General features: G+C 73.6%; 19 protein-coding genes. 11 read left to right on the top strand and 8 right to left on the bottom strand.

Features of this window, described 5'->3' with window-relative positions; all coding sequences use genetic code 11:
• Both ABTZ99_RS26500 and ABTZ99_RS26505 read left to right on the top strand, forming a co-directional pair.
• On the top strand, positions 1–876 hold the full coding sequence (locus tag ABTZ99_RS26500; protein ID WP_499614913.1) for an alpha/beta fold hydrolase: 876 nt from the start codon (positions 1–3) through the stop codon (positions 874–876).
• 73 nt (positions 877–949) lie between these two features.
• Positions 950–2002 (top strand): LacI family DNA-binding transcriptional regulator, encoded by a 1053-nt coding sequence (locus tag ABTZ99_RS26505; RefSeq protein ID WP_498784079.1) that lies wholly within the window; start codon positions 950–952, stop codon positions 2000–2002.
• A 108-nt stretch (positions 2003–2110) separates the two neighbouring features.
• Here the strand turns inward: ABTZ99_RS26505 and ABTZ99_RS26510 are convergent, their stop codons facing one another.
• Positions 2111–2320, bottom strand: a complete 210-nt coding sequence (locus tag ABTZ99_RS26510) for a hypothetical protein (protein ID WP_498784080.1) — start codon at positions 2318–2320, stop codon at positions 2111–2113.
• 62 nt (positions 2321–2382) lie between these two features.
• On the opposite strand from ABTZ99_RS26510, the gene ABTZ99_RS26515 reads away from it, so the two are divergent.
• The 3 genes from ABTZ99_RS26515 to ABTZ99_RS26525 all read left to right on the top strand — a co-directional run bounded on the left by ABTZ99_RS26515 (position 2383) and on the right by ABTZ99_RS26525 (position 7439).
• A complete protein-coding gene (locus tag ABTZ99_RS26515) occupies positions 2383–4533 on the top strand; it encodes a glycoside hydrolase family 36 protein (RefSeq protein ID WP_498784082.1) in 2151 nt (716 codons plus the stop codon).
• 46 nt (positions 4534–4579) lie between these two features.
• On the top strand, positions 4580–4744 hold the full coding sequence (locus ABTZ99_RS26520) for a hypothetical protein (protein WP_498784084.1): 165 nt from the start codon (positions 4580–4582) through the stop codon (positions 4742–4744).
• 115 nt (positions 4745–4859) lie between these two features.
• Positions 4860–7439, top strand: coding sequence for a carbohydrate-binding protein (locus ABTZ99_RS26525; RefSeq protein ID WP_499614917.1), 2580 nt, complete (start codon positions 4860–4862; stop codon positions 7437–7439).
• Between the two features lie 3 nt (positions 7440–7442).
• Here ABTZ99_RS26525 and ABTZ99_RS26530 read toward each other — a convergent pair whose 3' ends face one another.
• The 4 genes from ABTZ99_RS26530 to ABTZ99_RS26545 form a co-directional block, all read right to left on the bottom strand.
• Positions 7443–8372 carry an AEC family transporter gene (locus ABTZ99_RS26530; protein ID WP_499614919.1) on the bottom strand — a complete coding sequence of 310 codons (930 nt, stop codon included), beginning with the start codon at positions 8370–8372 and terminating at the stop codon, positions 7443–7445.
• Between the two features lie 13 nt (positions 8373–8385).
• Positions 8386–9522 carry an L-talarate/galactarate dehydratase gene (locus ABTZ99_RS26535; protein WP_499614922.1) on the bottom strand — a complete coding sequence of 379 codons (1137 nt, stop codon included), beginning with the start codon at positions 9520–9522 and terminating at the stop codon, positions 8386–8388.
• A gap of 28 nt (positions 9523–9550) precedes the next feature.
• Positions 9551–10459: a 5-dehydro-4-deoxyglucarate dehydratase gene (kdgD, locus tag ABTZ99_RS26540; RefSeq protein ID WP_499614924.1), complete on the bottom strand. Its 909-nt coding sequence runs from the start codon at positions 10457–10459 to the stop codon at positions 9551–9553.
• Between the two features lie 71 nt (positions 10460–10530).
• Positions 10531–11424, bottom strand: coding sequence for a LysR substrate-binding domain-containing protein (locus tag ABTZ99_RS26545; protein ID WP_498784095.1), 894 nt, complete (start codon positions 11422–11424; stop codon positions 10531–10533).
• 55 nt (positions 11425–11479) lie between these two features.
• Between ABTZ99_RS26545 and ABTZ99_RS26550 the strand changes: the two genes are divergently transcribed.
• Positions 11480–12259 (top strand): endonuclease/exonuclease/phosphatase family protein, encoded by a 780-nt coding sequence (locus tag ABTZ99_RS26550; RefSeq protein ID WP_499614927.1) that lies wholly within the window; start codon positions 11480–11482, stop codon positions 12257–12259.
• Positions 12260–12269: 10 nt separating this feature from the next.
• Here the strand turns inward: ABTZ99_RS26550 and ABTZ99_RS26555 are convergent, their stop codons facing one another.
• Both ABTZ99_RS26555 and ABTZ99_RS26560 read right to left on the bottom strand, forming a co-directional pair.
• Positions 12270–12761 (bottom strand): hypothetical protein, encoded by a 492-nt coding sequence (locus ABTZ99_RS26555; RefSeq protein ID WP_499614930.1) that lies wholly within the window; start codon positions 12759–12761, stop codon positions 12270–12272.
• A gap of 12 nt (positions 12762–12773) precedes the next feature.
• Complete coding sequence (locus ABTZ99_RS26560; protein ID WP_499614932.1) at positions 12774–15593, bottom strand: RICIN domain-containing protein; 2820 nt, start codon at positions 15591–15593, stop codon at positions 12774–12776.
• A gap of 148 nt (positions 15594–15741) precedes the next feature.
• On the opposite strand from ABTZ99_RS26560, the gene ABTZ99_RS26565 reads away from it, so the two are divergent.
• From ABTZ99_RS26565 to ABTZ99_RS26580, 4 genes are all read left to right on the top strand, one after another.
• Positions 15742–16419 carry a GNAT family N-acetyltransferase gene (locus ABTZ99_RS26565; RefSeq protein WP_499614934.1) on the top strand — a complete coding sequence of 226 codons (678 nt, stop codon included), beginning with the start codon at positions 15742–15744 and terminating at the stop codon, positions 16417–16419.
• A 121-nt stretch (positions 16420–16540) separates the two neighbouring features.
• Positions 16541–17209, top strand: a complete 669-nt coding sequence (locus ABTZ99_RS26570; RefSeq protein WP_498784105.1) for a polysaccharide deacetylase family protein — start codon at positions 16541–16543, stop codon at positions 17207–17209.
• An 11-nt stretch (positions 17210–17220) separates the two neighbouring features.
• Entirely contained in the window at positions 17221–18474 is a 1254-nt protein-coding gene (locus tag ABTZ99_RS26575; RefSeq protein ID WP_498784107.1) for an SGNH/GDSL hydrolase family protein, read from the top strand.
• Positions 18475–18665: 191 nt separating this feature from the next.
• Complete coding sequence (locus ABTZ99_RS26580) at positions 18666–19898, top strand: sialidase family protein (protein ID WP_499614937.1); 1233 nt, start codon at positions 18666–18668, stop codon at positions 19896–19898.
• A 236-nt stretch (positions 19899–20134) separates the two neighbouring features.
• Here ABTZ99_RS26580 and ABTZ99_RS26585 read toward each other — a convergent pair whose 3' ends face one another.
• Positions 20135–21532: an aminotransferase-like domain-containing protein gene (locus ABTZ99_RS26585; protein WP_498784109.1), complete on the bottom strand. Its 1398-nt coding sequence runs from the start codon at positions 21530–21532 to the stop codon at positions 20135–20137.
• Positions 21533–21595: 63 nt separating this feature from the next.
• Between ABTZ99_RS26585 and ABTZ99_RS26590 the strand changes: the two genes are divergently transcribed.
• Positions 21596–22753 (top strand): trans-sulfuration enzyme family protein, encoded by a 1158-nt coding sequence (locus tag ABTZ99_RS26590; RefSeq protein WP_499614939.1) that lies wholly within the window; start codon positions 21596–21598, stop codon positions 22751–22753.
• Positions 22754–22845 lie beyond the last annotated feature (92 nt).

Consider the following 22845-nt stretch of genomic DNA (forward strand, 5'->3'; position numbering starts at 1 on the left):
GTGGACTTCGACGAGATCGTGATCGAGACCGATCGGCTCGACTTCCCGGCGCTCGCGGCGGGCGACGGGCCGGTGGTCGTGTGCTGGCACGGGTTCCCCGACCACCCGGCCACGTTCGGGCCGCTCGCCGAGCACCTGGTCGCCGCCGGCCGCCGGGTGGTGGCGCCGTTCCTGCGCGGCCACCACCCGACGACCGCGGACCGGATGACCTACGCCGACGGCATCACGCTCGCCGCCGACGCCGAGGCGGTCGCGCGGGCCCTGTCCCCGGACGCCGGGATCGACCTGATCGGGCACGACATCGGCGCGGGCGTGGTGGGCCGGCTGGCGGCGGCGTGGCCGGAACGGGTGCGGCACGCGGTCACCATGGCCGTGCCGCCGCCGAGGACGCTGGGCCCGGTGCTCCGCGATCCCGCGCAGCAGCAACGGTTCTTCTACCTGTGGCTGTTCCAGGTGCCCGGTGTCGCGGAGTCCGTGCTGGAGGCCGACCGCGGCCTGGTGGACTACCTGTGGTCGACCTGGTCGCCCGGTCTCGACCCGGGCGAACACCGCGCCCGCGTGCACGCGATGTACGGCGACCCGGCCGTGCTGCGCAACGTCCTGCGGATCTACCGCGGCAACTTCGACCGGTCGCTGCACGACCCGGACCTCGCCGCACTGGCCGCCACGACCGAGGCGACGGCCACCGTCCCGATGCTCGTGCTCGCCGGCGAGGACGACGGCTGCATCAGGCCGGAGCACTTCGCCGACGCCCGGACCGGTCTCGCCGACGGCTCCTCGGTGCGGGTCGTGGCCGACGCCGGCCACTTCATGCACCTCGACCGGCCGGACGAGGTGGCGAGGCTCGTGCTGGACTGGTTCGGCCGCGACTCCTGAGCCGCGATCACCACGAGCGTGTGCCGCCCGAGGTGGTTTTGACGTGGTCGTCGCCGGCGATCACGATGACGGGGTGACAGGACGTTCTCCCGGCTTGCCCGCCCGGAAGCGCGGGCGGGAGGCCGCGCCCAGCATCCGTGACGTGGCGGCCGCCGCGGGTGTCTCGTACCAGACCGTGTCACGCGTGCTCAACGAGTCGCCCAACGTCAACCCCGACACCCGCCGGCAGGTGCTCGACGTGATCGAGCGGCTCGGGTACCGGCCCAACCGGGCCGCCCGGGCGCTGGGCTCGGGCCGGGCCGGCGCGGTCACGGTGGTCATCGCCGACACCACGCTCTACGGGTACGCCGCCACGTTGCGGGGCATCGAGGAGGCCGCGCGCCTGCAAGGGCTCGCGCTCGGCGTCCGGGTGGTCGAGTCGGACCGCCCCGCCGACGTCCGGCACGCGGTCGAGTACGTGAGCGACCCCAACGCCGGCGGCATCGTCGTGATCGCCTTCGACGCCGCCGGCGCGGGCGTCCTGCGCGCGCTGCCGGCCGCCGTGCCCGCCGTGGCGGCGACCGAGGCGGGAGGTCTGGCCGGCACCGGGCGGGCCATGATCTACCTCGACGAACGGCAGGCCGCCGCCGACGCGACCGGGTACCTGTTGTCCTTGGGCCACCGCACGGTGCACCACGTCGCGATCCCGTCGGAGACCGGCACGAGCGCCCGCCAGACGGGGTGGCGCGACGCGCTGCGGGAGGTGGGCGCGCCGGTGCCGCCGGTCGTGCCCGTCGGGTGGGACGTGCGGTCGGCCTACCTCGCGGGACGGCGGCTGGCGGCCGACCCGGACGTCACCGCGATCCTGTGCGGCAACGACGACACAGCCATGGCGGTCCGCCGCGCCCTGCACGAATCCGGCCGCGACGTCCCGGGCGAGGTCAGCATCATCGGCTTCGACGACGTGCCCGGCGCGGCCTACTGGACGCCCGCGCTCACCACGGTGCGGATGGACTTCGTGGCGCTGGGCCGCGCGTGCCTGACGGCGCTGGTGGCCGAGGTGGCGGGCCAGCCGCGGCCCGCCCTCGACCTCGCCGCGCCGTCCCTCGTGGTGCGCGAGTCGACCGCCCCGCCGCGCGGTCGTTGAGAACCTGTCCACCGCAGTGTTGGTCACAACAAGGTAACGCGGTCTTTTCACTTGTCCGTGTGACCGGTCACACTCGGGGTCGTGATGTGACCGGTCACATGGCTGTGATCAGCACGAACGCTGGCCTGTCGCCGCTCCATGAACCAGTTCGACCTGCGACTTGGAGGTGACGACGGTGATCGGATCGACGAGGGCGAGACCCGCCTGGTGCGCGGCGGTGGTCGCGTCGGCGGCCTGCACGGCCTCGGGCACGGCGGGCGTCAACGCGATCGCGTTCGCCAACCCCTCCAGCGGCGACGCGCCCGACATCGACCTCATCCGGATCGCCGCGTCCCTCGACCAGCCGGGGAACCCGCGTCGGAACGCACGACAGGAGCGCCGTGATCTCATCGGAGTCCGCCACGAGCGTGGTCTGGGGCCACTCGGCGTTGGCACTCGTCGTGGACGTGTCCCCGGACGGCCCGGTCGGCGTCCGCACGCTGGCCGCCCGTCCGCGGTCCGACCACCCCAGGGCCGCGCAACCGCTGGTGGAGCTGCTGGTGGCCGGTGAGGGCCGGGCCCGCGCCTCGCACCGGTTCTCCGACACGGCGCTCGGCAGGCGCATGGTCTACGCCGGCTCCACCCGCACGCGTGACGGCAAGTGGAGCGAGCTGCACGTGGACGTGCGCGACGAGCGGACCGGGCTGCTCGCGCGGACGTCGTTCCGGTCGGTCGACGGCGTCGCGGCCTGCCAGGTCCGCACCACCGTGACCAACCGGGGCGACGTCCCGGTGGTGCTGCACGGCGTCACGTCGTTCGCCGCGGGCTTCCCCGGCGCCCTGGTCGGGGACGTCGACCTGCTGCGCGGCGAGAGCGAGTGGCTGGGCGAGGGCCGGTGGACGCGCCACCCGCTGCGCGACGGCGTGACCCCCGACCTCAACCTCCCGCTGCACGGTCAGCACGGTCGGGGTCGGTTCGCGGCCGTGAGCACGGGCACGTGGTCCACCGGCACGCACCTGCCCACCGCCGGGCTGGCGGACCGCCGGACCGGTCAGGCGTGGCTGTGGCAGGTGGAGCACAACGGCGCGTGGCGGTGGGAGGTCGGCGAACGGCTGGACGGCGCGTACGCGGCGTTGCTCGGGCCGACGGACGTCGACCACCAGTGGCAGCACTGCCTGCTGCCCGGCGAGGCGTTCACCACCGTGCCCGCGTCGGTGGCCGTGTCCGAGTCCGGTGTGGACGGTGCGATCGCCGCGCTGACCGCCCACCGGCGCGAACTCGTCCGCCCTCACCGCGACCGGTCCGCCCTGCCGGTGGTGTTCAACGACTACATGAACACGCTCATGGGCGATCCGACCACGGCGAAGCTGCTGCCCCTGGTCGACGCCGCCGCCGACGTCGGCGCGGAGGTGTTCTGCGTCGACGCCGGCTGGTACGACAACGGCACGAGCTGGTGGGACGCCGTCGGCGAGTGGCGGCCGTCCGAGACCAGGTTCCCGCGCGGCATCGCCGAGGTGCTCACCCGCATCCGGGAGCGGGGCATGGTGCCCGGCCTCTGGCTGGAGCCGGAGGTGATCGGGGTGCGCAGCCCGCTGGCCGACGAGCTCCCGGCCGCCGCGTTCCTCCAACGCGGCGGCGTCCGGCTGGTCGAGCACGACCGGTACGTGCTCGACCTGCGCCACCCGCGCGCGATCGCGCACCTGGACGACGTGGTCGACCGGCTGGTCGAGGACCTCGGCGTCGGCTACCTCAAGCTCGACTACAACGTCGACCCGGGACCGGGCACGGACTTCGCCGCCGACAGCGCGGGCGCGGGCCTGCTCGCGCACAACCGGGCCCACCTGGAGTGGCTGGACCGGCTCCTGGACCGGCACCCCGACCTGATCCTGGAGAACTGCGCGTCCGGCGCGATGCGCATGGACTACGCGCTGCTGTCCCGGATGCAGTTGCAGTCCACCAGCGACCAGCAGGACCCTTTGCGCTACCCGCCGATCGCGGTGTCGGCGCCGATGTCGGTCCTGCCGGAGCAGTCGGCGAGCTGGGCCTACCCGCAACCGGACATGGCGGACGAGCTGTTCGCCTTCACCGTGTGCACGGGGATGCTCGGCCGGCTCTACCTGTCGGGGCGGCTGGACCTCATGGGCGCCGACCAGCTGCGGTCCGTGCGCGAAGCGGTGCGGGTGTTCCGGGAGATCCGCGCGGACCTGGCGGTGTCGGCGCCGGTGTGGCCGCTGGAGCTGCCCGGGTGGCGCGATCCGTGGCTCAGCCTCGGGCTCCGGTCCGGTGACGTCACGCACGTGGCCGTGTGGCGGCGTGACGGCGCGGGCGCGGACGTGGCGCTGTCCCTGCCGCACCTGCGCGGCCGATCGGTCGACGTCGAGGTGCTCTACCCGCGCGACCTGCCCGCGTGGAGCCACTCCTGGGACCGGGGCACCGGCTCGCTGACCCTGGCGCCCGCCCACCAGGACACCGCCTCCGCGCGGCTCTTCCGGATCGCCCCCGGCGGAGAGCGAGGACCGGCCACCCCACCGACCGGGGGAACAGCACGGTGAACCGACGGATCCCCGTCGCCTCCGCCGCGCCACCCGGCTCAACGGGGTGCTGCACGCGTTGGGGATCAGCGGGATCGTGCTGCCGCCGGCGGTCGTCACGGTGGTGCTGCTGCTGCGCCGGCTCGGCCTGGCGGGCAGCGCGGCCCGGGCTCGACGGCGCGGGCCCGGTCACGGTGTTCCGACGCGTCGTGCTGCCGAAACCGGCACCTGATCTTCGCCTACGTGATCTTGATGAGCCTGCCGCTGGTCGCCGTCCTGGCGCCCGTCCGGCGACGGATCCTCGCCGGCATCACCAGCGGCGCCGTCAAGTGACAAAAGGAGCGTTGATGCGACACCCCTTCCTGGCGGGCACGATCGCCGCCGCGATGGCCCTGGGGACCTCGACCGCGGTCTCGGCGCGGAAGTCGTCGACCGAGACGCTGCGCGTCGACCTCGACTCGCCCACCGGCGCGTTCCACGGCGGCGCCACCGGCATCCTCTACGGCCTCGGCGACCCCGGCGTCCCGTCGCACGACCTCGTCGCCGGCATGCGCCCCCGCACGGTCTCGCAGAAGGCGCCGGACGGCGAGCAGCACCCGAGCGGCGACGCGCTGCGGGTCGCGGACGGGTACTTCGCGGCCGGCGGCACCGACGTGCACCTCTACGCGCAGGACGTCTACAGCGCCTGGCCCTACCAGGACCTGGGCATCGACGACTACATCGCGCGGTTGCGGCCCCAGCTGGAGAAGGTCGCCGCACGGCCGGACCGCGACCGGTTCGTGTGGACGATCTTCAACGAGCCGGACTGGATCTGGTACGGCGACTGGGCGGCGGACAAGGACCGGTTCCTGGCCGACTGGACCAGGGTCTACCGGCTGGTGAGGTCCGTGCTGCCCGACGCCCGCATCACCGGCCCGGGCGAGACCCGGTACCGCCCGGACCACCTGCGCGACCTGCTCACCCACGCCAAGGCCCACGACGTGCTGCCCGACGTCGTCACCTGGCACGAGCTCGGCCCCGACTCCCTGACCACCTACCGCGAGCACTACGAGGACTACCGGGCGCTCGAACGGGAACTCGGCATCGCGCCGCGGCCGATCAACATCAACGAGTACTCCAACCGGCGTGACACCTCCGTGCCCGGTCAGCTGGTCCAGTGGATCGCCATGCTGGAGGAGACCAAGGTCGACGGCCAGCTGGCGTTCTGGACGATGGCGGGCAACCTCAGCGACCACGCCGTGCGGACCGGCCGCGCCAACGGCGGCTGGTGGCTGACGAAGTGGTACGCCGACCTGTCCGGCGACACCGTCCGCGCCACGCCGCCGCGGCCCAGCACCCGGGACACGGTGCAGGGCCTGGCCGCCTACGACCGGGGCGACGCCAAGGCGACCGTCCTGCTCGGCGGCACGGCGAACGCGGTGGACGTCGTCGTGACGGGCCTGGACCGGCGGGTCTTCGGCGACCGGGTCGACGTGCGGGTCGCCAAGACCACCTGGTCGGGCTACGAGGGTGACGCCGGGCAGCCGCCCGTGGTCGCGGCGGCCAGGGTCCGCGTGGTCGGCGGCAAGGCGACGATCGCCGTGCCCGGCGGCGACCCGCTGGCCGCCTACCAGGTCGTCGTCACCCGGGCGGGCCTCGGCGCGCCGCCGGTCGCCGACGCGCCGTGGCAGGCGAGCCACGAGGCCGAGTCGGGCGCGGTGGAGCACGCCGTGGTCGTCACCCAGGACGACGGCTCCGGCTCGGACGAGATGGCCCAGCGCTACACCACGTCCGGCCACAAGGACGTCGGCTTCATGAAGGACCCCGCCTCGCGCGTCACGGTCGACGTGGACGTGCCGCGGGACGGCGCGTACCGGCTCGGGGTGTTCTACGGCACCGACGGGTTCGTCGGCAGGCAGGCGCTGTACGTGGACGACGCGCACGTGCGCGACCTGACCTTCCCGGCGACGCTGAACCGGGTCTACCGCGGCCGACTCGACACGCCGATCACGCTCACCGCCGGTCGGCACCGGATCTCCTTGCGCACCAGCGGTCCCGGCGGCTTCCTCGACGGCCCGTCCGACATCACGCTGGACCGGTTCGACCTGACCGAGGTCACCGGTCCCGAGAGGACGGTCTACCCGCTCACCGAGTCGCGCCGGTCCGGCGGCACGGTCGACCGCGGCCCCCGTGCGCTCCAGGTCGCCGCACCCGGCGCGGTCGTCCTCGGCCCCGGCGACACCGTGACCACGTACGTGTCCGCTGCCGAGGACGGCTACCACGAGCTGTCCACCACGTGGCTCGGCTCCGGCCGCAGCGCGCTCGGCCTCGCCCTGTCCGGACGACGGGTGCGCGACCTGACCGCCGACCGGCCCGGCGCGTGGACCGGCCGCGTCACGGCCCACCTCAAGGCCGGCGTCACCGAGGTCGTCCTGTCGAACGAGAGCCGCGCACCGCTCGTGCTCGGCACGCTGACCTCCGTCCGCGACGCGGCGTCCGACGCTCGTGCGGTCCGCGTGGAGGCCGAGTCCGGTCGGCTCGACGGGGGAGCGGTGGTGACCTCCGGGCCGTGGGCCTCCGGCGGCTCGTACGTCGGCCGGCTGGGCCACGGCGGCACGCTGACCATCCCGCGCCCGGCCGGGTTCGTGGCCGGCCAGTACAACCTGACCGTCGCCTACGCGCAGGCCGAGAAGAACACCGGCCACCCGTACAACACCGACACCATCACCCGGACGCTCGTCGCCACCGAGGAAGGCGGCCACGCCACGAGCGCGCCGTACCGCCACAACTACACCTGGGACGGCTTCTGGCCGGAGACCTCGCCGCTCGACCTGGTCACCGACGACGGCGCGCTCACGTTCGGCAACCCGGCCGCCTGGGGCCCGAACGTCGACTGGGTCCAGCTCGCACCGCTCGTCGTGGCGTCCTCGGTCACGCCACGGCGGTGAGGCTCAGCCGAGCGCGACGGCGATCCCGGCGAGGACCGGCACCGAGAGGACGGTGGTGATCAGCACGGCGTCCCGGGCCAGTTCGGTGCCCCGGTCGTAGGCCGTGGCGTAGACGAACACGTTCTGCGCGGTGGGCAGCGCCGAGGCGATGGTGACGGCGAGCAGCGCCGGGTCGTCAAGGTGGAGCACCCAGCGGCCGAGGGCGTAGGCCAGCACGGGCTGCGCCGCGGTCTTCAGCGCGACCACCAGCCACACCTGGCCCGCCGTGCCGCCGGAGGCCGGGCGCGGCGCGCCGTGCAGGCTCGCGCCGTAGGCGAGCAGGGCGGCCGGGACGGCGAGGTCGGCGAGCAGCTCGACCGGCCGCAGCACCGGGGCGGGCGGCATCCAGTCGAGCGCGGACAGCGCCAGGCCCAGGGCGCAGCCGATCACCAGCGGCGTGCGGAACGGCTGCGTCAGCAGGTGGGCCCGCGACGGCCCGCCAGGGCCCGCGTCGCGTGACGCGGCCAGCACCGTCAGCCCGATCGGCGCCAGCACCAGCACCTGGAACAGCAGCACCGGCGCCACCAGGGAGGCGTCGCCGAGCACGTACACCGCGATGGCGATGCCGAGGTTGCCCGCGTTGACGTAGGACGTGGCGAGCGCGCCGGTGGCCAGGTGGCCGGCGCGCGGCCGCCAGCGCCACCACGCGACGACGAGGTAGACCAGCGCGCACACCACCGCGCTGCCCGCCGTGGCCACCAGGGTGGGGGACAGCATCACGGACGGGTCCGCGTCGGCGAGGGTCAGCAGCAGCAACGCCGGCGTGGCGATGAAGTACGACAGCCGGGACAGCACGCCGGCCGCGCCCTCGCCGAGCACGCGGGCGCGGCCGGCGATCCAGCCGACCGCGATCACCGCGACGAGGGTGGCGAAACCCGACAGGACCGCGTTCACCCGCGGGCGCCCGTCACCGGGGCGAGCCGACCTTCGCGGTCTCGACGGTCCAGGCGCGGGCCTGGTCGCTGAGGGTGACGCCGAGGCCTGGCCGGTCGGACAGGTGCATCCGGCCGTCCCGGATCTCCAGCCGTTCGTCGAACAGCGGGTGCAGCCAGTCGAAGTGCTCGACCCACGGCTCGCGCGGGTAGGCGGCGGCGAGGTGGACGTGGATCTCCATGGCGAAGTGGGGCGCGAGTTGGAGGTGGTGGTGGTCGGCGAGCGTGGCGAGCTTGAGGAACTGGGTGATCCCGCCGACGCGCGGCGCGTCCGGTTGCAGCACGTCCACGGCGCCGGCCCGGATCAGCTCGTAGTGCTCGCCGACGCTGGTCAGCATCTCGCCGGAGGCGACGGCCGTGGTCAGCGACCGGGCCAGCTCCGCGTGCCCCTCGACGTCGTAGGCGTCCAGCGGCTCCTCGATCCACACCAGGTCGAACTCCTCCAGCGCCCGGCCGACCCGCATCGCGGTGGGCCGGTCCCACTGCTGGTTGGCGTCGACCATCAGCGGCACGCCGTCGCCGAGGTGCTCGCGGACGGCGGCGACCCGGCGCAGGTCCTCCGCCCGGTCCGGCAGGCCCACCTTGATCTTGATGCCGCCGACGCCGGACTCCAGCGTGCGGGTCGCGTTGTCCTTGATCTGCTCGACGGTCTCGTGCAGGAACCCGCCGGAGGTGTTGTAGCAACGGACGGAGTCGCGGTGCGCGCCGAGCAGCTTGGCCAGCGGCAGGTTCGCGCGCTTGGCCTTGAGGTCCCACAGCGCGATGTCGAACGCGGCCAGCGCCTGGGTGGCCGCGCCGCTGCGCCCGACCGACGCGCCGGCCCAGACCAGCTTGGTCCACAGCCGGCCGATGTCGTTGGGGTCCTCGCCGATCAGGTCGGGCGCGACCTCGCGGGCGTGCGCGAACTGGGCGGGCCCGCCGGCGCGCTTGCTGTAGCCGAACCCGACGCCCTCCAGCCCGGCCTCGGTGCGGATCTCGGCGAAGAGCATCGCGACCTCGGTCATCGGCCGCTGCCTGCCGGTGAACACCTTGGCGTCGCTGATCGCGGTCGGCAGCGGCAGGGTCACCGAGGACAGCGTGATCGACGTGATCCGGTCGGGACTGGGGGACATCGGGCTCCTTCTCCTCGGGCGCGGGCGATCAGGCGAGCTGCCGGACCAGGGCGGTGAGGCGGGCGCGCTCGTCGTCGGTCAGGTCGGTCAACGGCGGGCGCACCGGGCCGCCGTCGCGGCCCACGGCGGTCAGCCCGGCCTTGACGATCGACACCGCGTACCCGCGCTCCCGGTCGCGCAGGTCCAGGTAGGGGATCACGAAGTCGCGCAGCATCCCGTACACGGCGGTCCGGTCCTGAGCGCGGACGGCGGCGTAGAACTCGAGGGCGAACTCGGGCACGAAGTTGAACAGCGCGGAGGAGTACGTGGTGACGCCGAGCTGCAGCAGCGGCAGGGCGAACGTCTCCGCGGTCGGCAGGCCGCCGATGTAGATCAGCCGGTCGCCGACGCGGGCGTAGGTGCGGGTCAGCTGCTCGACGTCGCCGACGCCGTCCTTGAGCCCGATCAGGTTGGGGTTGCGGTCGGCCAGCTCGGCGACCGTCGCGTCGGTCAGCACGGCGTTGGCCCGGCTGTAGACGATCACGCCGAGCCCGGTGGCCCGGCACACCGCGGAGACGTGCTCGACCAGGCCGCGTTGACCGGCCTCGGTGAGGTAGGGCGGGAACAGCAGCACGCCGGAGGCGCCCGCGGCCTCGGCGGCACGCGCCTGCGCCACCGACACGGCGGTGGCGCCGGTCGCCGGCGCCACGACGGGCACCTTGCCGCCCACCTCGTCCACGGCGACGCGGACCACCTGGTCCAGCTCGGCGGGCGTCAGCGAGAACCCCTCGCCCGTGCCGCCCGCGGCGAACAGGCCCGCCACGTCGAAGCTCGCCTGCCAGGCCAGGTGCTCGCGGTAGCGGTGCTCGTCGAACCGCAGGTCGGCGTCGAAGTGGGTGACCGGGAAGGACAGCAGCCCGGAGGCGAGTCGGTCGGCGAGAGCGGCGGGGTTCGTCACGGCTCCACCGTATGGACCAGGAGTGATGCTTGTCCAAGAGTTATTTAGCATTGCGCAATACCCGGAGGGCATCACTCGAACGGCGTGCGGCCCTCCAGGACGCTCAACGTCCGCCACAGCGCCGGGTTGGCCGAAGCCTTCAACCACAGCAGGTGCAGTTCCACCGGCTCGGGCACCGCGGTCGCCAGCCGGGCGAACTCGACGCCGTCGATGCGCAGCCGCGCCGCCGACTCCGGCACGAACGCGACACCCCGGCCGGCCGCGACCAGCCACAGCATGGTGAGCACCTGGCTGACCGTGTGCACCGTGTTCTCCGACGCGATCGGCACCGTGCGCACGACCAGGTCGTAGAAGTAGCGCGCGTCGGTGGGCGAGTGCATGACGACCGGCTCGCGGACCACGTCGGCGGCCGTCGCGTCACGTCCCAGCGCCGCCAGGGGGTGGCCGGCGGGCACGGCGACCAGCAGCCCTTCCCGGTGCAGCAGCCGTGAGCCGAAGGTCGAGTCGTCGAACGGCGGCCGGCCGAGCCCGAGGTCGATCTCCTCGTTCACCAGCGCGGACACCTGCTCCCGGGTGACCAGCTCGACCAGCTCCACGTCCACGTCCGGCAGCTGCGCGGCGATGTCGTCCAGCAGCCGGCCGAGGATGCCGTAGGTGGCCGCCGCGGTGAACCCGACCCGCACCACGCCGCTCGACCCCGACGACACCCGCCGGGCCAGCTCCGGCGCGGTCTCGGCCAGCGACAGCAGCCGCCGCGCCTCGACCAGGAACACCTCGCCCGCCGCGGTGAGCGTGACCCGCCGGTTGTCGCGGATCAGCAGCCGCGCGCCGACCGACCGCTCCAGCTTCTGGATCTGCCTGCTCAGCGGCGGCTGCGTCATCGCCAGCCGGGCGGCGGCACGGCTGAAGTGCAACTCCTCGGCGACGGCTACGAAGCCCCGTAGCTGCTCCAGCGTGAACGCCATGCGAGGAAGGTATCAACCCTGGTCACGGCGCGTTTGCCGTGTGAGCATGGTCGACATGGGCCTCCCACGCCGCACCGCCGGCCTCGTCCTGGCCGTGTTCCTGCTCTGCGGGCTGGTGACGGCGCCCGCCACCGCCGCGACCGCGTTCAAGGTCTTGCAGCTGAACCTGTGCAACAGCGGCGTCGCTGGGTGCTACCAGGACGGGCTGGCCGTGGGCGAGGCCGTGACGATGATCCAGCGCCGCGTGCCGGACGTGGTGTCGGTGAACGAGGTGTGCCTGTCCGACCTGCCCCGGCTGACCGCCGCCGTGGGCGCGATCGCCGAGTACCAGTTCGCGTTCGCGCGCCGGAAGACCACGGGCGCGAACATCGAGTGCACCGACGGCCGGGGCGCCTACGGCAGCGGGATCATCGTCAAGGAAGGCATCCGGACCAGCGGCCACGGCGTGTACACCGCGCAGGACAGCGGCACCGAGGTCCGGGCCTGGGCGTGCGCGCTGAGCGAGGTGCGCGCGTTCACCGCCTGCACCACGCACCTGAGCACGACCGGCACCGTGGCGCTGGCGCAGTGCAAGGAACTCGTGCCCGCGATCGTGCTGGGCTACGACCCGACCGGCTCCGCCACGACCAGGCACGTGGTCCTGGGCGACCTGAACCTCAAGTACAGCCCGGGTTCGGCGACCAACGCGCAGAACTGCGTGCCGTCGGGCTGGTTCCGCAAGGGCGACGGCGACGTGCAGCACGTCATCGCCCGCACGCTGACGTTCGTGTCGACGCAGGAGTACGCCATGTACCGCACCGACCACCCGGCGTTCGTGGTGAACTACACGTTCTGAGGCAGGCCGTTCAGCGGTCGAGCGCTTCGCGGAGCACCCGGACGGCCTTCGGTCCGACGCCGTGCACGGCCAGCAGCTCGGCGTCGCTCAACCGGTCGACCTGGGCGAGCGTGGTGACGCCGATGGCGGTGAGCGCCCGCGTGGCGGGTCGTCCGATGCCCTTGGGCAGGTCGCCGACCTCGCCCGGCTCGGCGGTCTCGGCCCCGGCGGCCCGCGCCGCGAGATCCTCCGGTGCCCGCGACAGCCACGCCCGTCGCACCCAGTGGTCGAGCCGCTGCCCGTCGACGTCACCGAGCGGGACGCGCACGCCGCCGGCCAGGCGCTCGGCGGTCGGGTGCGCCGCCAGGACCGCGTCCACGTCCGCGGCGGGCAGGTGGAGGTGGACGCGGTCGTGCTCGTCCACCGAGGCGAACCGCGTGCCCCGCACGGTGAACGCCCGGCCGTCCGCGGCCACCTCGGGCAGAGACCGCGCGGTCTTGCGCAGCTGGTCGATCGTCGTCACGCGGAGATTGCATCACGCCGGCAGCAGCCGCCACAGGTGGTCGGGGGTGCCCGTGTCGCCGAACTGGACCACCTGGGCCGAATCGTCGTAGGACATGCGGTCGACCCCGAGCACCTTGCCCGAGTGCTCGTTCCGGATCCGCCACAGCCCGTCCGTGCTCGCCCGGAGCCGCCACAGGTGGTCGGCCGTGCCGTTGTCGGCGAACTGCACCACGATCGCCGAGTCGGCGGTCGACATCCGGTCCACGCCCAGCACCTTGCCGGAGTGGGCGTTGCGGATGCGGAAGCAGCCGTCGGCCTCGGGCAGGAACTGCCAGCGGTGGTCGGCGGTGCCGGTGTCGGCGAACTGCACGACGCGCGCGGAGTCCGCGGTCGACATCCCGTCCACGGCGAGGACCTTGGTCGAGTTGAGGTTCTGGATCTTCACCGTGCCTTCGGGGACGACCCGCCACAGGTGGTCGGCGGTGCCGTTGTCGTCGTACTGCACCACTCGCGCCGAGTCCGCAGTGGACATCAGGTCGACGCCGAGCACCTTGCCGGAGTTGACGTTGCGCAGCCGGAACCAGCCGGCGCCGTCGTCCAGCAGCTCCCACAGGTGGTCGCGGGTGCCGTTGTCGTCGTACTGCACCACCCGTGCGGAGTTCGCGGTGGACATGCCGTCGACGCCGAGCACCTTGCCCGAGTGCTCGTTGCGCACCTTCACCAGGCCGTTCCCCTGGTCCACCAGACGCCAGCGGTGGTCGGCGGCGCCGGTGTCGGCGAACTGCACGACCCCTGCCGAGTTCGCGGTCGACGCGCCGGCCACCGCGAGCACCTTGCCGCTGTGCTTGTTCTGCACGCGCAGCACCACGCCCGGCGTGCCCCAGCCTCGTGACCCGCCGGTCCGCGGGAACGAGGTGATCCGGAGACGCGCCGCGCCGGCGGGGATCAGCGTGACGTCGCGGACCGGCGCGGTCGTCGCCACGGGGCTGTCGCTCAACGTGCCGACGACGTGCTCGCCGTCCGCGGTCCAGTCGGTGATCTCCTGCGCCTTCGCGGTGAGCCTGACGGGCGCGTTCGCGACGGTGAAGGGATCGTCGACGTCGCCGCCACCGGTCGCCACCGAGACGGGCTGGCCGGGCACCAGGCCGACGTTCCAGGCCGAGGCCGCCTCGACCGCGTACTCGGGCCACGCGTCCGTGCCGCCGTAGCGGGTCCAGCGCTCGTCGACGCGCAGCGAGAACGTCAGCGCGCCGTACTCGACGGAGACCGCGCCGTGGTTGTCCGGCCACGTCCGCGTGCGCGGGGCCATCGGCAGCCGCAGCACGAGCACGTCGCCGTCGGACCACGTCCGGCGGACGGTGGCGAAGCGGGGACCGCCCTGGACGGCCACCGGCGAGCCGTCGACCGTCAGCACGGGGGAGGAGCACCACCCCGGGATCCGCACGGTGAACCCGAACGCGAGCGGGCGGGGCGTGGCGACCCGGAAGGTGATGGTGTCGCCGAACGGGTAGGCGGTGTCCTCCGTGATCGTGACCGGGGTGCCGTCGGCGACCTTCACCGTGACCGTCGAGGGCCCGTACAACGCCGCCGCCACCCCGCCGTCGCCGGTGGCCAGCCACATCTCCTCCACGAAGTACGGCCAGCCCTGGCCGTAGTTGTGGGGGCAGCAGCGGTACTGGTCGACGCCCGGTTTGTAGGCCAGCATCGCGAAGCCGTTCTGGAACTGGCGGCGGCGCTTGGGCACGTCGTCCAGCCGCACGACGTTGGCGGGCGTGACGTAGTGCGCCACCCGCCCGGACGGGTCGAGCGAGGCGGGCAGGAGGTTGAACGCCAGGTCCTCGGTGCGGTCGGCCCACACCGCGTCGCCGGTCAACCGGGTGAGCAGCTCGTGGCTGCCCATGTACTCGACCACGCCGCAGGTCTCGAAGCCCTGCCTGGGGTCGCCGTAGCCGGGGCGGGCGTTCTCGTCGCCCGCGAACCCGCCGCCCGGGAACTGCCCGTACCGGCGCATCACGGTGTCGTAGTTGCGGTAGGCCGCCGCGCGGTCGCCGTCGTCGCCGGAGAGCACGGAGAACTGCGCCGGCTCGCGGAACCCCTGGGCGATGTTCACGTTGTGCAGGGTCGGCAGGCCGCCGACCCAGTCCGCCGAGTGCCGGTGGACGCGCCGGGTCAGGTCGAGCAGCGAGGCGTCGCCGGTGCGGTTGTAGAGCCACAGCACCACGTCCATCGCGTCACCCCAGCGCGTGGCGCCCCAACCGTCGGCGAACACGGCGTCGGGCTGTCGCGCGGTGAAGGCGAAGAACCGGGTCAGCGCCCGGTCGACCCTGGTGTCCTCGTGGAACTCCGCCCACGACCGCAGGGCGTGCAGCATCGGCATGTGCGGCCACAGGTCGGCGTGGCCGTTGAGCGAGCCGCGCAGCGCCGACGGGCCGAAGAACCCGTCCGCCGCCTGCGTCGCGAGCACCGCCTCGATCCACCGCTCCGCGTCGCGCAGGACGCGCGCGTCCCCGGTGACGTAGCCGAGGTCGCCGTACCCCCGCAGCCAGTACGGCACTTCCTCCCAGCCGCCCAGCTCGGGGCGCACCCACCCGGTGGCGTCGAAGCGCAGGAAGTGCGAGACCTCCTGGAGGCGCCCGTTCAGGCCGTCGAGCTGCTTGTCCAGCTGGGTCGCCAACCAGCCGCGCGGACGCACCGCGCCCGGCGGCAGCCGGAGGAAAGCGGCCGGCCGCAGCGGCGCGCGGTGAGGCGGGTACCACGGGCCGGCCTGCGCGGCGGCCTCGGCCGGCCGCACTGCCGCGCCGAGGGCCGTCACGGCGCCGGCGGTGAGGAACGTGCGACGTCGCATGGACATGGTCGGCTCCCGGTCGTCGTCGACTTGGGCGGCGGACCCAGTTTTTCAACGTTGTATCAACGATGTAAATCCGCCACCCGGCCGTCGTTCGACGCCCTCCGCCGAAATCGGGCGCGGTCGCCCGGACTATTGCCATAACGTGGCAACAATGACGACGAGTTCGACCGCCACGGGCACGAGCCTCACCGACCTGGTCCGCCGCTGGGAGAAGGGGTGGAGCGTGAGCCGCGGCTGGGCCGCGCCACGGGACACCGGCGACGCCCTGCACCTGCTCCAGCACCGCCCCGGCCGCCACCGGGAGATCATCGCCCTGCGCCCGGACGACGTCACCGGCCTGCGCGCCCTGGCCGACGAGGCCGTCGCCGCCGAGGAGGCGACCTGGCTGACCGTCCCCACCACGCGGCCCGACGAGGTCGAAGAGGTGCTGCGCCACGCCGGTCTGCACCTCAAGACCGCGCGCGAGTGGCTGATGACCCGTTCGCTGGCCGACCACCCGCGCCGCACGGTCCCGGCGCACTACCGGATCGCCACGTCGGAGGCGGAAGTCGTCGTGGCCGACGTCCGGCACGAGTCCGACGAGCAGGCCGCGAGCGGTCAGGTGGCCGTCACCGACCGGGACGCCGTCTTCGACCGGATCGAGACCGCCTCGGCCCACCGCCGCCGTGGCCTGGGCAGCCTGGTGATGGCCACCCTGGCCGAGGAGGCGGTCGCCCGCGGCGCGCACCACGGCATCCTGCTCGCCGGCGTGGCGGGGCAGGCGCTCTACGCGTCCCTGGGTTGGGACACGCGGGCCGCGGTGGTGATCGCCACCAACCAGCCCGGCTGAGCCGCCGGATTCCCGTTGCGGCGCAAGCCAGTTGAGACTCGAAACTTCCGCGAAACGTCTGGTAGGTGGGTTGATCCCGACCTGATAGTGACAGCGCTCGTCCGACGGAAGGGGTTTCGCGATGCGGTGGAGAACGGTGCTGTTGACCACTGGCCTGGTGCTCGGCCTGAGCTCGGCGCCGGCGAGCGCGGCCGAGCCGGTGATCGTCGACTCCACCAAGCACGGTGGCCGCACGGTCGCGTTCACCTTCGACGACGGCCCCAACCCGGCCGACACGCCGCGCCTGCTGGAAGTGCTGCGCCGCCACCACGTCAAGGCCGTGTTCTGCCTCTGGGGCGACTACGTCGAGGCGAACCCGCAGCTGGTGCGCAAGATCGTCGCGGGCGGGCACATCCTCTGCAACCACAGCATGCACCACGACAACATGGGCGAGTGGACGCCCGAGCAGATCGAGGCCGACCTGAGGCAGACCAGCGCCGCGATCCACCGCGCCGCGCCGGGCGCGCCCATCCGCTACTTCCGCGCGCCCTACGGCAGCTGGGGGCAGAGCCCGCAGGTCGCGGCCAAGCTCGGCATGACCTCGCTCGGCTGGAAGCTCGCCATCGGCGACTGGGAGCCGCCGGGCGTGGACGAGCTGGTGCGCCGGGTGAAGGACGGCCTCACCGACGGCGCCGTCGTCCTGATGCACGACGGCCCGAACGAGCGCGGCCAGACCGTGGACGCGGTGGCCAGGCTGATCCCCGAACTGCGCGCCGACGGCTGGCGCTTCGACCGGCCCGCGCGCCGCTGAAGGGGTCGACCGTGAAGCGCACCACGACGGCGGCGTTGACCGCCCTGCTGCTCCTGCTGCCGACCGCGGCCGCCGCGTCACCGCGGCCGACCTGGGTCGGGGCGTGGGCGACCTCGCCCACCACCGTGCCCGCCTCGGACACGACGTCGTTCGAGGACCAGACGCTGCGCCAGGTCGTGCACCTGAGCGTCGGCGGCGGCACGGTCCGCGTGCGGCTGTCCAACGAGTTCGGCGCCGAACCGCTGGTGATCGGCGAGGCGCACGTCGCACGGCGGGCCGGCGGGGGTTCGGCGATCGAGCCCGGCAGCGACCGGCGGCTGACGTTCGGCGGGCGCCCGTCCGCGACCCTGCCGCCCGGCACGCCGCTGCTCAGCGACCCGGTGGCGCTGCCCGTCGCGGCAGACTCCGACCTCGTGGTCAGCATCCACCTGCCGCGGCGCACGGCGGGCAACACCGTGCACGCGTTCCCGTACCAGGACGGGTACGTCGCGGCGGGCAACGTCACCGGCCGCACGGAGATCACGCCGACCGCCGTGCTCGGCAAGTGGCACTTCCTCACCGGCGTCAGCGTCACGGGCGGCAAGCGCGGCTCGACCGTGGTTGCCTTCGGCGACTCGATCACCGACGGCGCGGAGACCACGCGTGGCGCGAACCGCCGTTGGCCCGACGTCCTCGCCCGCCGGTTCTCCGCCGAGCGAAGCCTGCGGCACCTCGGCGTGGTGAACGCGGGCATCAGCGGCAACCGGCTGCTGCACGACCCCAACCCGCCGGTCGGGCACCCGGCGGAGGGCTACGCGGCGTACTTCGGGCAGGCAGCGCTGCGCCGCTTCGACCGGGACGTGCTGGCCCAGCCCGGTGTCGGGCACGTCGTCGTGCTGCTCGGCGTCAACGACCTCGGCCACCCCGGCACGAGCGCGCCGCTGTCGGAGAAGGTGACCGCGCAGGACATCATCGGCGCGCACCGGCAGCTCATCGCCCGTGCCCACGCGCAGGGCCTGCGCATCCACGGCGGCACCATCACGCCGTTCCGCGACGACACGTTCGGCTTCTTCAGCCCGGAGAACGAGGCCGCGCGGCAGACCGTGAACCACTGGATCCGCACCGGCGGCGAGTACGACGGCGTGATCGACTTCGACCGGGCCCTGCGCGACCCCGGGCAACCCGACCGCCTGCTGCCCGCCTACGACAGCGGCGACCACCTCCACCCGAACGACGCCGGCATGGCCGCGATGGCGGAGGCCGTGCCACTGCGCCTGTTCCGGTGATGCCGCGGGGCCGCCTACGACACCGGGCGGCCCCGCACCCCGCGTCCGACGCCGGCCGCTCGCCCACCCGTGGCGGGCGGCTGGCGTCGTCACGCGCCGTTCACGTCGTGGCCAACCTCGCGTGGTTACGATTTTTCGTAACCGTGGCTACGTTGGGTCGGAAGTTTCGTCCGAGCCGGGGGAGTGCCAGGGTGTCGCTGTTGCGGATCTGCGGTGTCGTCGTCGCCTTGCTGGTCGCCACCTCGGCGCCCGTGTCGGGCCACCAGGCCGCGGCCGCGCAGTCGCACTCCGAGAAGGTCATCTTCGACGGCGGTGGCGACGACGTGCTCAACGGGATCAGGTACCACTCGTTCCGCATCCCGTCGTTGATCCGCACGAACACCAACCGGCTCATCGCGTTCGTCGAGGGGCGTGCGGCGGGCAACGCCGACTTCGGCAACATCAACCTGGTCTACAAGGTGTCCGACGACAACGGCGCGACCTGGTCGAACCTGCGCGAGGTGGTGGGCGCCGGCCAGGGCACGTGGGGCAACCCGACCGCCGTGGTCGACCGCGGCAACAACAGGATCTGGCTGTTCCTCAACCACCAGCCCGAGGGACACTCGCCCGTCGACTCGTGGGACGACCGGCAGGTGTGGCTGACCTCCAGCACCGACAACGGCAACACCTGGGCGTCACCGACGAACATGTCCGCCACCCTCAAGCCCCGGACCCTGGCCGACGGCCGGAGCTGGAACTGGGACGCGGTCGGCCCCGGCGTCGGCATCCAGACCACCTACCGCGACGCCGGCCGCCTGGTGATCCCCGCGCAGCACCGCAACCTCTACAGCGACGACCACGGTGTGACGTGGAAGTCGGCGCCGCTGCGCACCACGGCGGGCGCGTCGATGGAGCAGACCGGCGAGTCCACCGTGCTGGAGCTGGCCAACGGCGAGCTGTACCGCAACGACCGGCCGACCTCCGCGACCGCGGAGATCCAGGAACGGCGCTGGGTCACCCGGGGGACGATCGAGAACGGCTTCCGGCCGTTCGCCGCGGCGAGCTGCCTGCTCGACCCGGTGAACGAGGGCTCGACCATGCGCTACAACGCCGACGCGCCCGCCCGGCTCGCGTTCGTGAACTCCGCCAGCACCGAGACCCGCACCAAGATGCGGATCCGGATGAGCGAGGACGAGGGCCGCACGTGGGCCTACAGCCGACCGTTCTCCGACGCGCCGCTGCCCGACGAGGGCGGCAGCTACCGCGAGGGCGGCTACTCCAGCATCGTCAAGACCGCCGACTACCACGTCGGGGCGTTGATCGAGGTCAACGAGAACACCTCGGCGAGCTCGTCCTCGCACCGCTCGATCGCGTTCCGGAAGGTGAACCTGCCCTGGATCCAGGGCGGTGTCCGGGACGCGGGCTGCGACGGCGGCATCTCCTGACGACGGGGAGCGCCCGACAGCGCTCGTCGCGCGGCGACGAGCACCCGGTCCACCACGCGTCGCGAGGTCGGCGGGCGCAACCGCCTCGACGCAGGCCGCTACGCCGGGTCCTGACCGAACGGGCAATCCGCGAGAGGTCCCGGCTGGGGCGCCGGCCGTAGGCTCGAGCCGCACGTCCGACGAGGTCCGACGAGGCTTGGCCGGCGCCGCCGCGGCCACGGTGGCGCCGGCCGTTCCTACACCGACATGGACGGCACGAGCGGCCGGCGGGTCGACTCGGCGGCGAAGGCGCGCCACGCGGCGGCCAACGCGGCGACGGCGGCGCTGATCACCGGCGGTTCGGCGGTGAACGGCAGCCGCAGCCGGTCGGCGCTGCCGCCCGTCGGGTCCAGCGAACCCCCGGGCAGCACGGCGACCCCGTGCCGCAACGCCACCTGGGCGTACGAGGCGGCGTCCGCGTCGGGCAGCCGCACCCACAGCGTCTGGCCGCCCTCGGCGGGCGTGAACTCCCACTCCGGCAGCTCCTCGCGCACCCGCGCGCACAGGTGGTCGTGCTGCCGCCGCAACGCCGTGACGCGCTCCGACCGCACCGCCGCGAAGTCCGCCAGCAGCTCCACCGCCGCCCACTGGTCCAGCACCGCGCTGCCCAGGTCGTGCACCGCCTTGAACCGGGCCAGCCGGGCGACGAGCGCCGCGTCGGCCCGCACCCAGCCGACCCGCAACCCGCCCCACACCACCTTGCTCAGCGACCCCACCGTGATCGCGCCGGGAGTGGGCGGCGACGCCGGCGCGCCGCTCAGGTCCAGGTCGGCCAGCACCTCGTCGAACACCAGCGGCACGTCGCCGGCCGCCCTCGTGAGGCGCGCGCGTGCCAACGGGCTCAGGGACGAGCCGGTGGGATTGCGGAACGCGGGCATCGCGTACACCAACGCCGGTGTGAAACGCGCGAGCGCGCCCGCGAGGTCGTCGTCCGCGCGGACGACCGCGCCGACCTCCCGGAACAGGTCCAGCGCGCCGGGGTAGGTCGGCGCCTCCACCAGCACCTCGTCACCCGGCCGCACGAGAGCGCGCGTCAGCAGCGCCAACGCCTGCTGCGCCCCCGTCGTCACCAGGATCTGACCCGCGGTCGTCGGCACGCCGAGGTCGCGGTACCGGTCGGCCAGCGCCGCGCGCAGCGCCGGGAGCCCGGACGGGTGGTAGCCCAGGTCCTCGCCGGCCAACCGCTCCACCGCCCGCCGCTGGGCCCGCACCAGCCGGTCGGGCGGCGCCATCGGCCCGGCGCAGGCGAACTGGAGCACGCCGTCGGGCGGCTCCAGCAGGTTCACGAACATCGGGTTCGCGGTCTCCTCGCGGGCCGCCGCACGACCACCCGACGACACCCACGTGCCGCTGCCGCGCCGCCGGGTCAACCGGCCTTCCTCCCGCAGCAGGTCGTACGCCGCGATCACGGTCGTCCGCCCGACCGCGAGACCCGACGCCAGCGACCGGTCCGGCGGCAGCACGGTCCCCGGCGGCAGCAGGCCCTCGTCGACCAGTTCGCGCAGGCGCGCCGCCAGCAGCAGGTACAGCGAGCCCCGGCCGGCGGACCAGCGCCCGAGCCGGCCCGCCAGGTCGTCCACGGAGATTGGCTTCATGATGAGACCAATCTAGGCGAATTGGCTCTAAAGACATACCACTTCCTGAATCATGCTCGTCCCATGCATGCCGACACCCGCGTTGCCCGCACCTCGGTCCCCGCGTTGACCAGCACGCCCCTGTCCGTGCCGCTCTACCAGACCTCCAGCTTCGCGTTCGACGACCTCGACGCCCTCGCCGACGCGATGACCAGGCCGGACGGCGCGTTCGTCTACACGAGGTTCGGCAACCCGACCGTCCGGGCCCTGGAGGGCGCCGTGGCCTCGCTCGAAGGCGGCACGGCGGCGCTGGCCACCGCGTCGGGGATGGGCGCGATCAACGCGGTGCTGCTCGCGAACCTCCGGTCCGGCGACCACCTGATCGCCCAGCACGCGCTCTACGGCGGCACGCTCGCCCTGCTGCGCGACCTGGAGGAGCGCTGGGGCGTCGCGGTCACCTACGTCGGCGGCCACGACCCGGACGAGGTGCGCGCGGCGGTCCGGCCCGGGACCAAGGTGCTCTACCTGGAGACCATCGCCAACCCCACCGGTCACGTCAGCGACCTGCCCGCGCTCGCCGTCGCCGTGCCGGACGACGTCCTCGTGGTCGTGGACAACACGTTCGCCTCACCGCTGCTGTGCCGCCCGATCGAGCACGGCGCGGACGTGGTCGTCCACTCGACCACCAAGTACCTCGGCGGGCACAGCGACGTGACCGGCGGCGTGGCGGTGTTCGCCGACGACGCCCGCTACCGCTCGACCTGGCGGCACTCGGTCGAGCTGGGCGTGACCCCGGACCCGTTCGCGGCCTGGCTCACCATCCGCGGCCTGCGGACCCTGGCGCTGCGCGTCCGCAAGCACGAGGAGAACGCCGCCGTCCTGGCCCGCCGCCTGGCCGAGCACCCGGCGGTGCGCGTGGTGCACTGGCCCGGCCTCGACGCGCACCCCAGCCACGCCGTCGCGACCCGGTTCCTGGATGGCTTCGGCAGCTCGTTCTCGTTCGACGTGGCCGACGTGGAGGCGGGCCGGAAGTTCGTCACCGGCGTCGAGCTGGTCCGGCTCGCGCCGTCGCTCGGCGGCACGGAGACGTTGGTGCTGCACCCCGCGAGCACCTCGCACCGCCAGTTGGACGAGGACCGGCTGAAGGCGAGCGGCATCACCGGCGGCACGATCCGGCTGTCGGTGGGCATCGAGGACGCCGACGACCTGTGGCGGGACATCGCCCGGGCGCTGGACCGCTGACGGGGCGGCCGGGGCCACCCCCGCGCCGGGGGGTGGGGCTGCGGCCGGGGGCCCGCCCCCCCCCCCCCAACCCGGCGGCCCCGCCGCGGGGC

The organism is Actinosynnema sp. NPDC002837 (assembly GCF_040295345.1).
Taxonomy (GTDB): domain Bacteria; phylum Actinomycetota; class Actinomycetes; order Mycobacteriales; family Pseudonocardiaceae; genus Actinosynnema.